The sequence below is a fragment of the Streptomyces sp. NPDC014891 genome, from assembly GCF_043081085.1.
In the GTDB taxonomy this organism is placed as follows: Bacteria; Actinomycetota; Actinomycetes; order Streptomycetales; family Streptomycetaceae; genus Streptomyces.
Window position 1 is genome coordinate 355,841 of sequence record NZ_JBIBWF010000002.1, and the last position, 14,337, is coordinate 370,177.

14 protein-coding genes are annotated in these 14,337 nt (G+C 73.0%); 5 read left to right on the top strand and 9 right to left on the bottom strand.

What is annotated here, in order from left to right; genetic code table 11:
• Nucleotides 1-17: 17 nt before the first annotated feature.
• Nucleotides 18-767, bottom strand: coding sequence for a DNA repair protein RecO (gene recO / locus ACF09E_RS06230; RefSeq protein WP_361850459.1), 750 nt, complete (start codon nucleotides 765-767; stop codon nucleotides 18-20).
• 146 nt (nucleotides 768-913) lie between these two features.
• Between recO and ACF09E_RS06235 the strand changes: the two genes are divergently transcribed.
• Nucleotides 914-1,186, top strand: coding sequence for a hypothetical protein (locus tag ACF09E_RS06235; protein ID WP_392204115.1), 273 nt, complete (start codon nucleotides 914-916; stop codon nucleotides 1,184-1,186).
• Between the two features lie 71 nt (nucleotides 1,187-1,257).
• On the opposite strand, the gene ACF09E_RS06240 is transcribed toward ACF09E_RS06235, so the two are convergent.
• Complete coding sequence (locus ACF09E_RS06240) at nucleotides 1,258-1,473, bottom strand: hypothetical protein (protein WP_015033506.1); 216 nt, start codon at nucleotides 1,471-1,473, stop codon at nucleotides 1,258-1,260.
• Nucleotides 1,470-1,691, bottom strand: coding sequence for a hypothetical protein (locus tag ACF09E_RS06245; protein ID WP_392204116.1), 222 nt, complete (start codon nucleotides 1,689-1,691; stop codon nucleotides 1,470-1,472). The genes ACF09E_RS06240 and ACF09E_RS06245 overlap by 4 nt, the downstream gene beginning before the upstream one ends.
• 618 nt (nucleotides 1,692-2,309) lie before the next feature.
• Here ACF09E_RS06245 and ACF09E_RS06250 point away from each other — a divergent pair.
• Both ACF09E_RS06250 and ACF09E_RS06255 read left to right on the top strand, forming a co-directional pair.
• A complete protein-coding gene (locus ACF09E_RS06250) occupies nucleotides 2,310-3,680 on the top strand; it encodes an FAD-dependent oxidoreductase (protein WP_392204117.1) in 1,371 nt (456 codons plus the stop codon).
• Between the two features lie 63 nt (nucleotides 3,681-3,743).
• Entirely contained in the window at nucleotides 3,744-5,564 is a 1,821-nt protein-coding gene (locus ACF09E_RS06255; RefSeq protein WP_392204118.1) for a LuxR C-terminal-related transcriptional regulator, read from the top strand.
• A 78-nt stretch (nucleotides 5,565-5,642) separates the two neighbouring features.
• Here ACF09E_RS06255 and ACF09E_RS06260 read toward each other — a convergent pair whose 3' ends face one another.
• Both ACF09E_RS06260 and leuA read right to left on the bottom strand, forming a co-directional pair.
• Nucleotides 5,643-6,335, bottom strand: coding sequence for a TerB family tellurite resistance protein (locus ACF09E_RS06260; RefSeq protein WP_392204119.1), 693 nt, complete (start codon nucleotides 6,333-6,335; stop codon nucleotides 5,643-5,645).
• 339 nt (nucleotides 6,336-6,674) lie between these two features.
• Nucleotides 6,675-8,447, bottom strand: a complete 1,773-nt coding sequence (gene leuA, locus ACF09E_RS06265; protein ID WP_392204120.1) for a 2-isopropylmalate synthase — start codon at nucleotides 8,445-8,447, stop codon at nucleotides 6,675-6,677.
• 294 nt (nucleotides 8,448-8,741) lie between these two features.
• On the opposite strand from leuA, the gene ACF09E_RS06270 reads away from it, so the two are divergent.
• Together ACF09E_RS06270 and ACF09E_RS06275 are read left to right on the top strand one after the other, a co-directional pair.
• Complete coding sequence (locus ACF09E_RS06270; RefSeq protein WP_392204121.1) at nucleotides 8,742-9,794, top strand: M4 family metallopeptidase; 1,053 nt, start codon at nucleotides 8,742-8,744, stop codon at nucleotides 9,792-9,794.
• A 21-nt stretch (nucleotides 9,795-9,815) separates the two neighbouring features.
• Complete coding sequence (locus ACF09E_RS06275) at nucleotides 9,816-10,079, top strand: protealysin inhibitor emfourin (protein WP_392042902.1); 264 nt, start codon at nucleotides 9,816-9,818, stop codon at nucleotides 10,077-10,079.
• Between the two features lie 45 nt (nucleotides 10,080-10,124).
• On the opposite strand, the gene era is transcribed toward ACF09E_RS06275, so the two are convergent.
• The 4 genes from era to ACF09E_RS06295 all read right to left on the bottom strand — a co-directional run bounded on the left by era (nucleotide 10,125) and on the right by ACF09E_RS06295 (nucleotide 14,152).
• Nucleotides 10,125-11,075: a GTPase Era gene (gene era / locus ACF09E_RS06280; protein ID WP_392204122.1), complete on the bottom strand. Its 951-nt coding sequence runs from the start codon at nucleotides 11,073-11,075 to the stop codon at nucleotides 10,125-10,127.
• A gap of 21 nt (nucleotides 11,076-11,096) precedes the next feature.
• A complete protein-coding gene (locus tag ACF09E_RS06285) occupies nucleotides 11,097-12,065 on the bottom strand; it encodes a DUF916 domain-containing protein (protein ID WP_392204123.1) in 969 nt (322 codons plus the stop codon).
• A gap of 61 nt (nucleotides 12,066-12,126) precedes the next feature.
• Nucleotides 12,127-13,458 carry a beta-xylosidase gene (locus tag ACF09E_RS06290; protein ID WP_392204124.1) on the bottom strand — a complete coding sequence of 444 codons (1,332 nt, stop codon included), beginning with the start codon at nucleotides 13,456-13,458 and terminating at the stop codon, nucleotides 12,127-12,129.
• 214 nt (nucleotides 13,459-13,672) lie between these two features.
• Nucleotides 13,673-14,152, bottom strand: a complete 480-nt coding sequence (locus tag ACF09E_RS06295) for a hypothetical protein (protein WP_388798958.1) — start codon at nucleotides 14,150-14,152, stop codon at nucleotides 13,673-13,675.
• Nucleotides 14,153-14,337: the final 185 nt, after the last annotated feature.

The window sequence follows — 14,337 nt, forward strand, 5'->3', positions numbered from 1 at the left end:
GACGTGGTCTCTCCTACCTAGCTTTTCTCTACGTACCGCAGTGAGCGCAGGCCGCGCTCCAGGTGCCAGTGCAGATAGGCGGACACGAGTCCGCTGCCCTCCCTGACGTGACGCGGCTCGCACGCGTCCGCCGTCGCCCAGTCGCCGGTGAGCAGCGCGCTGAGCAGGCCGATGGCCTCCGCCGAGGGTACGACGCTTCCGGCGACCCGGCAGTCGCCGCATATGACGCCGCCCGCCGCGACCGAGAAGAACCGGTTGGGGCCGTGGATGCCGCACTTGGCGCAGTCCTCGAAGCTCGGCGCGTAGCCGTTCACGGCGAGGGAGCGGAGGAGGAAGGCGTCCAGGATGAGGTGGGGGGCGTGCTCGCCCCGGGCGAGCGTCCGCAGTGCGCCGACGAGCAGCAGGTACTGCTGCACGGCGGGCTCGCCCTCGTGGTCGGTGAACCGTTCGGCCGTCTCCAGCATGGCGGTGCCGGCGGTGTAGCGGGCGTAGTCGGTGACGATGCCGCCGCCGTACGCGGCGATGGTCTCGCTCTGGGTGCAGAGCGGCAGCCCGCGCCCGACCAGCTCGCTGCCGCGGGCGAAGAACTGCACGTCCACGTGGGAGAACGGTTCGAGCCGCGCCCCGAACTTCGACTTGGTCCGCCGGACCCCGCGGGCGACGGCCCGCACCCGGCCGTGGCCGCGGGTGAGGAGGGTGATGATGCGGTCCGCTTCCCCCAGCTTCTGGGTGCGCAGCACGATGCCGTCGTCGCGGAACAGACTCATGCGGCCATTCTCGCGCACGCCGGAGGCGGCCCGGGCCGGAGTCGGGAGGCCCGCCGGGCGGGCCGGGGGCGCGCGCCCGCGCGGGAGGCCGAGAGTTCACCTCCCGTCCACCCCGGCGTGGGGGTGCCGGGGCCTACGATCCGGGCGTGGACATACCCGTCGCGTTCCGCTGGGTGCTCGCGGCCCTGCTGGTCCTCCAGCTCATCGCCCTCGTTCCCGTCGTGCGCCGGATGCGGCGTCCCGATCCCGCGGTCAGGACCGACGCCCGGCTCGACCTGGTCGACGCCGTGAGTTCGCTGACGCTCCTGGCCGGCCTCGCCCTGAACCAGAGCGCGCTGCTGCTCGCGGGGTGCGTCCTCCTCGGCGCGGTCATCGTGGTGAAAGGGGTCCGGGCGCTCCGGGTCCGGCGGGAGGTCTGATCCGGCGTACGGCGAACGCCCGGCCGGGAGGGGCTCCCGGCCGGGCGTTCCGTGTCGCGTGTCCCGGGGAGTCAGGGCACCTCGCCGCGGCTCCGCGCGTTCACGTGCGCCGTGGCGGCGCTCAGCCGCTCGGCCGAGGTCGCCTCGCGGACCCCGTCGGGCTCCACGTCCCACTCCCGTCCGCCGCCCAGCGGTCGGATCTGGACGTAGGGCCCTTCGTGGCCCATGACCCTCCCGACCCGTCCGGTGCGGATCTCGACGACGTACGACCCGATGGGCAGTGTCATGACCGGTTCTCCTCCCCCGGCGGAACGGCGTCGGCGGGCAGCCGGGCCGAGTCCGCCGTGCGGCTTCCCAGGGCGACGGGCGGCCACGGCGGACCGGCGGCGAGGGCGACGGCTCCGGGCCCGGGTGAAGGACGCCGGATTCCGACGACCGCGAGCGGCTCGCTCAATTCCGTCACCACCTCGTGTGCGACTTCGATGGCCCCCGTGGTCCTCTTCATGATGTCTTCCTCACCAACGTATGCCTTTCTGAATCCATTTCCGGCTTCGCCTCACCAGAGGGGCGCTCGATCCGTAGGATCGAGGGATCCGCGGTGCGTGCAACTGGCGCACGCGATGGACGAGTTAACCCCTGGCCGCAGGCGTGCGGCGGGATGCGGGAGGCTTTGCCCGGAAGGGCATTCGGTTATCACGGAGAGGCCGCGGGGCCGAATGGAACACGCCGGGCGGACTGGTGTTCGCCGAGGGCGCACACATCTTCCCGTTCGAATCGGGAAATACGAATGGCGAGTCCTGAAGCGGCCTCGATAATCGACGGTGTCCCGCAATGCGACGGCATCGCCGAACGGGTGCGCCGCGCCCTCCCGCCGCGCCCCCGCGAGGCCCCCGGACGCCCCACGGCCGCCGCACGGGCCTACGATCGCGGCCGTACCGGCCCCGCCGTCCGCCCCGGCCCGGCCGCACGCGAACGGACCTCCCCAGCGGCTCTTATGGAAGTCATAAGTCCGCCTTATGGGCTCATAGACCGGGGGCGGGTACCCGTTCGGCTCGCGCATTATTTAGGGTGACCTAAGTGTCGGCGGCCTCGCCGCCACGTCGCTTGCGAAGGGAACCCAGTCATGCCCCGCCCCCTCCGGGTCGCGATCGTCGGCGCCGGCCCCGCCGGAATCTACGCCGCCGATGCGCTGCTGAAGTCCGAGGCCGCCGCCGAGCCGGGTGTGTCCATCGACCTCTTCGAGCGGATGCCCGCCCCCTTCGGCCTCATCCGCTACGGCGTCGCCCCCGACCACCCGCGTATCAAGGGCATCGTCAACGCCCTCCACCAGGTCCTCGACAAGCCGCAGGTCCGGCTCTTCGGCAACATCGACTACGGCACCGACATCCACCTCGACGACCTGCGCGCCTTCTACGACGCCGTGGTCTTCTCGACCGGCGCCATGGCCGACCGCCCGCTGGACATCCCGGGCGTCGAGCTCGACGGTTCGTACGGCGCCGCCGACTTCGCCTCCTGGTACGACGGCCACCCGGACGTCCCGCGCACCTGGCCGCTCGACGCGGAGAAGGTCGCCGTCCTCGGCGTCGGCAACGTGGCCCTCGACATCGCGCGCATCCTCGCCAAGACCGGCGACGAGCTGCTGCCGACCGAGATCCCGGCCAACGTCTACGACGGCCTCAAGGCCAACAAGGCCGTCGAGATCCACGTCTTCGGACGCCGCGGACCGGCCCAGGCCAAGTTCAGCCCGATGGAGCTGCGCGAGCTGGACCACTCCCCCACCATCGAGGTCATCGTCAACCCCGAGGACATCGACTACGACGAGGGCTCGATCGCCGAGCGGCGCAAGAACAAGCAGACCGACATGGTCGCCAAGACCCTGGAGAACTGGGCGATCCGCGACGTCGGCGACCGGCCGCACAAGCTCTTCCTGCACTTCTTCGAGTCGCCCGTCGAGATCCTCGGCGAGGACGGCAGCGTCGTCGGCCTGCGCACCGAGCGCACCGAACTGGACGGCACGGGCAACGTGAAGGGCACCGGCGCGACGACGGACTGGGACGTCCAGGCCGTCTACCGCGCCGTCGGCTACCTCTCCGACGAGCTGCCCAAGCTCCCCTGGGACGCCGCCAGCGGCACCGTCCCGGACGAGGGCGGCCGGGTCGTCGAGGAGACCGGCGAGCACATGGCCTCCACGTACTGCACCGGCTGGATCCGCCGCGGCCCCGTGGGCCTCATCGGCCACACCAAGGGCGACGCCAACGAGACCGTGGCGAACCTCCTCGACGATTTCGCGAACGGCCGCCTGCTGACCCCGGACAACCCGGAGACGGACGCCGTCGTGTCCTTCCTGGAGGCCAAGGGGCTCACGTACACCACGTGGGAGGGCTGGTACGCCCTGGACGCCGCCGAGAAGGCGCTCGGCGAGCCGCAGGGCCGCGAGCGCATCAAGATCGTCGAGCGCGAGGACATGCTGCGCGCGAGCGGCGCCATCGAGTAGGACCGCGCAGGCCCTCGCCCCTTCCCCGGCCTACCCTGAGAGGACCGGGAAGGGGCGAGAGCCATGTCCGTACCCACCACGACCGACCCGGTCGACCGGGCCAGGAGCGCGGCGGCCCGCGAGTCCTGGGCCGAGGCCTACGCGCTGCTCCACGCCCACGACCGGCACCCCTCGCGCGGCCTGACCGCCGACGACCTCTCCGTCCTCGCCGACGCCGCCTGGTGGTCCGGGCACGTCGACGAGTCCGTGGCCGCCCTCCTCCGGGCGCACGCCGCCTCCCTCGCGGCCGACGACCACCGGGGCGCCGGCCTCGCCTCCTGGCGGCTGTACGACGAGTACACCGGCCTCGGACGCCCCGCGGCCGCCGCCGGCTGGCTCCACCGGGCCCGGCACCACCTGGAGGACCTGCCGGACTGCCCCGAGCGGTGCCTCCTGGAGATGACGGCCGCCGAGGAGGCCTCGGACCGCGGCGACCACCGCTCCGCCCTCGCCGCGACCCGCCGCATGACCGCCCTGGCCCTCGCCTCCGGCAGCCCCGACCTCCTCGCCCTCAGCCGCCACGCCGGATCCCGCGCCCTCCTCGCGGCCGGCCGCAGGACCGAGGGCCTCGCCCTCCTCGACGACGCGATGAGCGCGGTGGCCGCGGGCGAACTCAGCGGCATGGTGACCGGCCGGCTCTACTGCCTGGCCCTGACCCGGTGCGGGGAGGCCGCCGACTTCGCACGGGCCGTCGAGTGGACGAACGCGGCGATGGAGTGGTGCGCCCCGCCGTGGACCGGCCGCCCCCCGGACCGGGGCACCGGCACGGCGGCGGAGCCGGAGACACCCCCGGACGCGACGCACCCGCCGGCGGCCCCGGGCCCGCTCCCCATGACCGTCCCCTCGGGCGAGAACCCCTTCCGCGGCGTCCTCCGGGCGCACCGCGTCGCCGTCCTCGACCTCCTCGGGGCCTGGGCGCTCGCCGAGGCGGAGGCCCGGCAGGCCTGCCGCGAGGTGCCGGTGGACCGCCTGGAGTCGGCGGCCGCCGCGTACTACGCCGCCGGGGACGTCCAGCGCCGCCAGGGCCGTCTCGAAGCGGCCGCCGTCTCCTACGGCCACGCCCACGAGCTGGGCCGGCTCCCCCAGCCGGGCCTCGCGCTGCTGCGTCTCGCGCAGGGCCGGGCCGACGCGGCCGTGGCCGGTGTCGACCTGGCCCTGGCCTGCCGGAACGACCCCGACCACGACCTCCTGGGCCGGGCCCGCCTGCTGGCCGCCCGGACCGAGGTGGCGCGCGCCGTCCGCGACCTCCCCGGCGCGGCGCGGGCGGCGGAGGACCTCGACGCCCTCGCGGGGACCGGCGGCGCGGGCGCTCCTCCCGCCGGGGACCGTGCCGCGGGCGTGCGGCCCGAGGGCGTCCCCCTGCTGCGGGCCCTGGCCGACACCGCCCTCGGCGCGGTGGCGCTCGCCGAGAGGCGCCCCGGCGCCCTCCCGGCCCTCCGCCGGGCCCTGGGCGGATGGCTGGGGCTGCGCGTGCCGTACGAGGCCGCACGGGTGCGGATGCTGCTCGCGGCCGCCTGCCGGGCCGCGGGCGACGAGGAGGCGGCCCGTCTGGAGCTCGGTACAGCGCGGGTGGTCTTCGAGCGGCTCGGGGCCGTCCCGGACGCCCGGCGCGCGGCCGCGCTGCTCGCCGGGGGATCACGCCGGCGGCTCCCGGGCGGGCTCACCGCGCGGGAGGCGGAGGTGCTGCGGCTGGTCGCCTCGGGCGGCACGAACGAGGACATCGCCCGCGCCCTGGAGATCGGCGAGCAGACCGTCGCCCGGCACCTGAACCACGTCTTCGCCACCCTGGGCGTCGGTTCCCGCGCCTCCGCCACGGCCTACGCGTACGCGCACGGCCTGGTCTGAACGGCCGGTCCGGGGACCTGCGGACCCGGAGCGCGGCATCGTCCGCCGGGTGCGTCCGCGCGCCCGGGCGGGGAGCCGCTACGCGACCGTACGGGCCGAGTCCAGCAGCCGCGCGACGTCCTCCGGGGCGAGGGCCAGCGCGTTGCCGACGGTTCCCAGGACCTCGTGCTCGGCCGGGCTGTAGACCCCGTCGGCGAGGGCGATCCGGGCGGCCTGGAGCAGGATCGACTCCCGCCCGGAGGCCGCCAGGTGCGGCGTGAGGGGCTCCAGGGCCTCGTGCAGCTCGATGGCGAGGAGCGCGCCCTCGGGGTTCACCTCGGGCATGAAGCGGCCGGTGTCGGCCTCCAGGGCCTCGACGAGGTCGACGAGCTGGACGGCGGTGCACTCGGCGAAGCCGGCGGAACGGACGGCGCTCACGGCCCGGTCGAGGACCGCGCGGGAGCCGGTGCCGCCGGCCGCGAGCACGGCGAGGGCGACGGTGTGCACGGCGTCCCGCAGCATCGCGGAGAAGCGGCTGGTCGTGGGGTGGTCGAGCACCTCGGTGCCGAAGTGGGTGTGGCAGGCCGCGCACTCGACGACGGGCCCCGTACAGCCCCGGGGCAGCACCGGGACCCCGAGGACGGCGAACCTGCGGCGTCCGGTGCGGCGCCGGTAGTTCCGGTCGCCCCCGCACTCCTCGCAGAAGAACTCGCCGTCTCCGACCGTGTTCCAGGAGGTGCGGATTCCGCAGACGCCCACTTTCCCACCACGTGAATTCCGGGCAGACCGCACACGCACCTCCTCAACGGCCCGGCTGCACTGCCGGCGTTGGCGTGATGTTAGCCACATCCTTGATGTGGCGTCAGCACCCCGTCACGACTTCACCGCGGAGTTGGCCGAGACACGTCATTCTCCGGGCGGCGCGCCGGCGGGGCTTTGCTCAGGCCAGAAAGGCTCCGCCGGGCCCCCGGGCGGGCTCCACCGGGACGGCCGTGCGGGGCGCGATGGCCGAAGCGGTCCTCGCGAGATCACCCTCCGGGGTGGCGGCGGCCCGCGAAACGTCACCCGGCCCGGACGCGGGACGGCCCCCGCCCCCGCTGAGGGGGTGGGGGCCGTCCGTGGCACGCCGGTTCAGCGGGCGGAGCGGTTGACCGCCGAGACGACCGCCTTGAGCGAGGCGCGGGTCGTGTTGGCGTCGATGCCGATGCCCCACAGGACCTTGCCGTCGATGGCGCACTCGATGTACGAGGCGGCCTGCGCGGAGGCGCCCTCGCTCATGGTGTGCTCCTGGTAGTCCAGCAGGCGGGCGTCCACGCCGATCTCCTGCAGGGCGGCGAAGAAAGCGGAGATCGGGCCGTTGCCGGAGCCGGACAGCACGGTCTCGGCGCCGTCGACGACCGCCTCGACGGTCAGCGTGTCCGTGCCGTCGGTGTCGGAGGTCGACTGGCCGGAGCGCAGCTGGATGCGGCCCCAGCGAGCCGCGGCGCCGTCGGGGCTGGGCAGGTACTCGTCCTGGAAGACGGACCAGATCGCGGCCGGCGTGACCTCGCCGCCCTCGGTGTCGGTCTTCTGCTGGATGATCTTCGAGAACTCGATCTGCATCCGGCGGGGCAGGTCCAGCTTGTGGTCGTTCTTCAGGACGTACGCGATGCCGCCCTTGCCGGACTGCGAGTTGACCCGGATGACGGCCTCGTAGGAGCGGCCGACGTCCTTCGGGTCGATCGGCAGGTAGGGGACCGCCCACTCGATGTCGTCGACGGTGACGCCCCGGGCGGCCGCGTCGGCCTCCATCGCGTCGAAGCCCTTCTTGATGGCGTCCTGGTGGGAGCCGGAGAAGGCCGTGTAGACCAGGTCGCCCGCGTAGGGGTGGCGCGGGTGGACCTCCATCTGGTTGCAGTACTCGCTCGTGCGGCGGATCTCGTCGATCTGCGAGAAGTCGATCTGCGGGTCGACGCCCTGGCTGAACAGGTTCATGCCCAGGGTCACCAGGTCGACGTTGCCGGTCCGCTCGCCCTGGCCGAACAGGCAGCCCTCGATGCGGTCGGCGCCCGCCATGATGGCCAGCTCGGCCGCCGCGACGGCCGTGCCGCGGTCGTTGTGCGGGTGGACCGAGACGCAGATGTGCTCGCGGCGGGTCAGGTTGCGGGACATCCACTCGAAGCGGTCCGCGTGCGTGGAGGGCGTCGAGCGCTCGACGGTGGCGGGCAGGTTCAGGATGATCTCGCGGTCCGGGCCCGGCTGCCAGACGTCGCAGACCGCCTCGCAGACCTCCAGGGCGAAGTCCAGCTCGGTGTCGGTGAAGATCTCGGGGCTGTACTGGTAGCCGAAGGTCGTCTCCGGGCCCAGCAGCTTCTCCGCGTACTCCATGACCAGCCGGGTGCCGTCCACGGCGATCTGCTTGATCTGCTCCTTCGAGCCGCGGAAGACGACCCGGCGGAAGGTGGGCGCGGTCGCGTTGTACAGGTGGACGGTGGCGCGCTTCGCGCCGACCAGGGACTCCACGGTCCGCTCGATCAGGTCCTCGCGGGCCTGGGTCAGTACGGAGATGGTGACGTCGTCCGGGATCGCGCCCTCTTCGATGATGGAGCGCACGAACGCGAAGTCGGTCTCGCCGGAGGAGGGGAACCCGACCTCGATCTCCTTGTAGCCCATGCGGACCAGCAGGTCGAACATCTCGCGCTTGCGGGCCGGGGACATCGGGTCGATCAGGGCCTGGTTGCCGTCGCGCAGGTCGGTCGACAGCCAGCGCGGGGCCTTGGTGATGCGCTGCTCGGGCCAGGTGCGGTCGGGGATCCGCACGGCCTCGTACGGCGCGTACTTGTGGATCGGCATCCCGGACGGCTTCTGCAGCTGCGTCGCGTTGGTGATCGGCGTGGGGCGGCTGACGAACGGTGACTGGGACATGTGCGTTGGGCTCCTCGGGTCCGGCAAGAAGGACGGCCGACTGTCGAACGCAACACCAGGTCCCGCGGGGAGGGGGTCGGCCTACGACTACAGGCCCTCGCCGCGGCAGCTAAGGAGAAGCAGCCCGAAACGCATGATGTGCCGCAGCTTAGCCCAGGGACGCCGCACGCGGACGTCCTGTATCAGTATGCGGGACGACCCCCACGTCAAGCCCGAACAGTGACGCATCACTCCATTTCGCCAATCCTCGTCTCAGCCGGTGACAGGGCGCTCACGCAGTGCCACATTGCGAGCATGAACCCCCAGACGCCCGTCTTCTGCTCGATCGTCCCCCCGCACCTCCTGGAGCACCTGGCGCATTCCGCGAACCCGGCCGTCGCCCGGGCCGCGCGCCGCACCCTCATCGCGGACGCCTCGGCCCGTACGTTCCGGATCCTGCCGCTGCCGGGCACCGCGCCCACGCTCGGCCCCGCCGAGGCCGGCCGCCCCCACCGCACGATCTACGACTGCGAGCGCGGCACCGACCTGCCCGGGACGAAGGTCCGCGGCGAGGGCGACGAGGCGACCGGGGACGCCGCCGTCAACCGGGCGTACGCCGGCCTGGGCGCCACCTTCGACCTGTTCCTGAACGCCTTCGGGCACCACTCGATCGACGGCGCGGGCCTGCCGCTGCTCGCCTCCGTCCACTACGACGAGAAGTACGGCAACGCCTTCTGGAACGGCGAGCAGATGGTGTTCGGCGACGGCGACGACGAGGTCTTCCTCGACTTCACCCTCCCGGTGGACGTCATCGGCCACGAACTGGCCCACGGCTTCACCCAGTACTCGGCGAACCTGGAGTACTTCAGCCAGTCCGGCGCCCTCAACGAGTCCGTCTCCGACGTCTTCGGCTCCCTGGTCAAGCAGTACACGCTCGGCCAGTCCGCGGACCGGGCGGACTGGCTCATCGGCGAGGGCCTCTTCCACCCGAACGTGGAGGGGACGGCGCTGCGGTCCATGAAGGCCCCGGGCACGGCCTACGACGACGACGTCCTGGGCAAGGACCCGCAGCCCGGCCACATGGACGACTACGTCCGCACCGGCCGGGACAACGGCGGCGTCCACATCAACTCCGGCATCCCCAACCACGCCTTCTACCTGGCGGCGACTGAGCTGGGCGGCAACGCCTGGGAGCGGGCCGGGCAGATCTGGTACGACGTGATGACCGGCGGGACCCTCACCCCCGAGGCCCGCTTCTCCGAGTTCGCGGCGGCCACGGTCGCGGCGGCGCGGTCGCGCTACGGCGACAGGGAGGAGATCCAGGCCGTCCTCAAGGCCTGGTCCGCGGTGGGCGTACCGACCGACTGACCGGGCTGGTAGACAGGTCCCATGCGGATTCGAGTGCGGCGAACGGGCGGCTTCGCGGGCATCGAGCGGTCGGCGGAGGTGGACACCTCCGGCCGGCCGGACGCCGCCGAGTGGCACGCCCTGGCGGGCGCGGTCCTCGCCGACGGCGACGACCGCGCCGAGGGGGTGCCGGACGGCTTCCGGTACGAGATCACCGTCGACGCCGACACGGTCCACTGCGGCGACCCGCGCCTGACGGAGGCCCAGAGGACCCTCGTGTCGAGGGTCCTCAAGGAGGGCGCCTGACCCCCGTGCGCCCGCCGTAGGCCCCGCGCGGGGCCTGCGGCGCGCCTAGAAGCCGAGCTTGCGCAGCTGCTTCGGGTCGCGCTGCCAGTCCTTCGCGACCTTGACGTGGAGGTCCAGGAAGACCGGGGTGCCGAGGAGGGCCTCGATGTGCTTGCGGGACTTCATGCCGACCTCCTTGAGGCGGCTGCCCTTCGGGCCGATGATGATGCCCTTCTGGCTGGGGCGCTCGATGTACACGTTGGCGTGGATGTCGAGCAGCGGCCGGTCCGCCGGGCGGTTCTCGCGCGGGATCATCTCCTCGACGACCACCGCGATCGAGTGCGGCAGCTCGTCCCGCACGCCTTCGAGCGCGGCCTCGCGGATCAGCTCCGCGACCATGACCTGCTCGGGCTCGTCCGTGAGGTCGCCCTCCGGATAGAGCGGCGGGGACTCCGGGAGGAGCGGGATCAGCAGGTCGGCGACGAGCTGCACCTGCTTGTTGCCGACGGCCGAGACCGGCACGATCTGCGCCCACTCGAAGCCCAGCTCCTTGCCGAGCCGGTCGATCGCGATGAGCTGCTCGGCGAGCGTCTTGGAGTCGACCAGGTCGGTCTTGGTGATGATGGCGACCTTGGGGGTCTTCTTGATCCCGGCGAGTTCCTTGGCGATGAACTTGTCGCCGGGGCCGAGCTTCTGGTCGGCGGGCAGGCAGAAGCCGATCACGTCGACCTCGGCCCAGGTGGTGCGCACGACGTCGTTGAGCCGCTCGCCGAGGAGGGTGCGCGGCTTGTGGAGGCCCGGGGTGTCCACGAGGATGAGCTGCGCCTCGGGGCGGTGCACGATGCCGCGGACGGTGTGCCGGGTGGTCTGCGGCCGGTTCGAGGTGATGGCCACCTTCTGGCCGACCAGAGCGTTCGTGAGGGTGGACTTGCCCGCGTTGGGGCGGCCGACGAAGCAGGCGAAGCCGGCCCGGTGGACGGCTTCGGTTTCTTGGTTGCGAGCGCTCATGGGGGCCATTGTCCCCGATGAGCGGCCGCCTCACGTACTCACGTGCGCCCGCGGCTCCGCGCGGGCCGCCCGGTGGCGCCGGATCCGCAGCCCGAAGGCGCCCGCGGCGCCTCCGGCGAGCAGGATCGCGGCGGCGAGCCAGGGCAGGGCGAGGAAGGAGGCCGTGCCGGTCTCCCGGACGTCCTTCGCGGTGGCGGTGAGGGTGATGTCGCCCCAGTCGAGCTGCGGGGAGCCGGCCCACCGCTCGGTGAGCCGGATCCGCTGCCGGGGCAGCAGCTCGGACGGCACCTTCGCGAGGTCGCGGTCGAGCAGGGTGCGGCCGAAGAGCCCCTCCACCCGCAGGGCGACCTTGGGGTTGAGGGTGACGTTGCCCCGGTTGTGCAGGGTGTACGAGACGAGCGCGCTGCTCGTGCCGGTGCCGGGGACCAGCGGCCGGTCCTGGTCGACGGTGACGTCCTCGACGCCGAGGGCGGGGACGGTCGGCCCGTTGACCCGGAGGTAGAGGCGGGCGGCGACGGCGCGCTGGACGCCGACGGCGACGGCGCCCCGCCCGCCGGGGCTGATCCGCTCGTCGAGGGCGACGAGGGCCCCGGGGTGGTCGCCGGGATCGGCGTCGGCGGGGACGGCCAGCGTGTACCGGACGGTGACGGCGGAGCGCGGCGGGACGGTGATCCGGGTCCGCTCGGGCCTGATCCAGGCGCCGGCGCCGGTCTGCCGCTCCCGCTGGGTGCGGACGGCGAAGCCGCCGTCCCGGTCGGTGTTGTAGGCGTCGGCGCCGTAGAGCCGGAAGGTCAGGGGGGCGGCGGTCTTGTTGGCGACGGTGACCCGGTCGGTGAGGGTGGAGCCCGGGTCGGCGGTCAGGAAGAAGTAGGGGCGGCTGCCCGGCCGGGCGGCCGCCGGGTAGACGGCCCATTCGCCGTTCTCGGCGGCACCGGCCTGCGGGGCGGGGGCCAGGAGCAGCAGCAGGACGCTCAGGAGGAGGACGAAGGGCGTGCGCACGAGTCGGAACCCCCGGGGTGCGGAGCGGGCCGGCCGGGTGCGCGCCCGGCCCGCACGGTGGTCAGGACAGGGTGAGCGTGAGGACGCCCGCGTACGAGCCCGGCGCGGTGAAGGCCGGCACGTCGAGGGAGAGCCCCGCGTCGATCGTGAACTCGCCGCCCGTGAGGGCGCCGTTCGGCGTGGAGGCGAGGGTGGCGCCGCCGCTGCCCACCGGGCCCGGCGAGCCCGCCGCGCAGGCGCTGGGGCTGCCGGCCTTGGCGGTGCAGGCCGGGGTCCAGCTGAGGTTGCCGGCGCCGAGGGAGCCGCCGGTGCCGGTGAAGTCGGTGACCTTGCCGGTGAGGGACCAGCCCGCGGGGCCTCCGCGGAAGTCCTTCACGGTGACGGTCCTGAGGTCGCCGGTGGCCGCGCCGCCCTGGCCGAAGTCGACGGAGGTCAGTTCGACCGCGTCGCCCGCCTGGGTCATGGACAGCTCCCCGGCGGTGACCGCCGCGGTGATCGTCTGGCTGTTCGGCGGCGCCGGGACGACGACCTTGTACGCGGCGGGGCCCGCGCCCTTGTCGGGGTCCCAGGCCGCACCCTCGTAGGCCACGATCCCGGTGGTCGCGACGTCGTTGACCTTCAGGCGGGCGGCGAAGGCGCCCTCACTGTCGGTCGTGACGGTCATCCGGTCGGCGGTCTCGGCCGCTCCGGCGCGGCCGACGACGGTGACCTCGGTGAGCGGGGTGAACCGGGAGCCGTTGACGGTGACCCGGACGCCCGGGTCGCCGGACGCGGTGTCGAGCGACAGCGCCCGGGTGTTGGGGTTGGTGACGGGGCCCGCGACGACCGTCTCGGAGACCGGGGCGGGCGGGTTCAGCACCGTACAGGGGGTGTCCAGCTCCATGAGGTAGCTGGTGTGGATGTTGTAGTCGCCGGGCGAGAGGGTGATCGACCCGGCCTGGGTGACCGTGAAGGTGCCGGTCATCGAGAAGGCCGGGAAGGAGCCCTTGCCGGGGACCGGGGGGTTCTTCTTGGGGCCGTTCACGGTGACCGCGCCGCTCTGCGCCCCGCCGAGGACGACCTTGCCGCTGGGCGTCATGATGTCGGCCGGCAGCGCGAGGTCGACCGGGTTGGACGCGGCGGGCTTGGTGACGGTGTACGTGACCGTGACGGTCTCGCCGACCTTGGGGCTGGACTTGTCGACGGTGATCTCGGCGGTGGTGGTGCCCGTGATGGGCGGGATGCCGGCGATCGGCGGGGGGACGCAGCGGGTCTGGAATTCCACCGGCTGCGAGGTGGTGGTCGCGCCGGCCGGGGCCGCGAGCGCGCCTCCTGCGACCGCGAGGGCGGTGGCGCCGAGGACGGCGGTCCAGCGCCGTCTTCGGGCCGCCGCCCGGGATCGGGTGAGTGCCATGGGGTGCCCCCTCCTGAGGGTTGGGTGGGCGCCATTGACGGCCGCGTGCGGAGAGAAGTCAATGCACGCGGGAGACATCGACTGATGACCCATCAGATAATGTCAAGATCCCCGAATCGGAGGCGTTTCAGCAGGTCAGGCCAGCCTCCGGGAGGCCGGAACACGACGGAGACCGGTGCCGCCCAGGGCGGCACCGGTCCGGTCGGTACAGGGCTCAGCTGAAGACGAACGGCCCCGGCGACTGCGAGGTCACGGCGTCGCAGTTCACCGTGACCCCGAAGATCACCATCTTGAGGGCGACACCCGCGAAGTACGAGTTGAGGCTGTCGCCGGAGGCCACGGTCCCGCTCAGCGGGCCGATGACCACGGACCCGCCGGCGGGGAGCGCGGGGTTCTTCTTGCCGGTGAAGACCCGCGTGCCGCCGCCGCCCTTCGCCAGGGTGAGCGTGGCGTTGATCTGGTTGGCGCCGACCGCGATCGGCGTCGTCACGGCGGAGGTGACGGTGACGGTCGCGGCCGTGCCGCTCTGCGTGGCGACGAGGGTGGCGCCGCCGCCGCCCCACGAGCCGCAGTCGTACGTCGCCGTCGCCGTGCCCGGCGTGACGGCGGCGGCGGTCGGCGCGAAGGCGAGCGAGGCGGCGGCGAGGCCTCCGGCGAGGACCGCGACGGTCCCTAAGGTGCTTCTGGTTCTCATGGCGAGTTCGAACCCCTTCCGATGGCGAACGCAGGGGTGCGGACACTGCGTGAACGGTGAAGATCTGACGGCCCGTCGGACGAACCGCAGTTCATTGAGACGCAGACGGCATGGGAAGGCAAGAGAAGATGCGGTGATCCTTCACAAGGACACAAGGACACAAGGACGCGAGGACGCGAGGCACA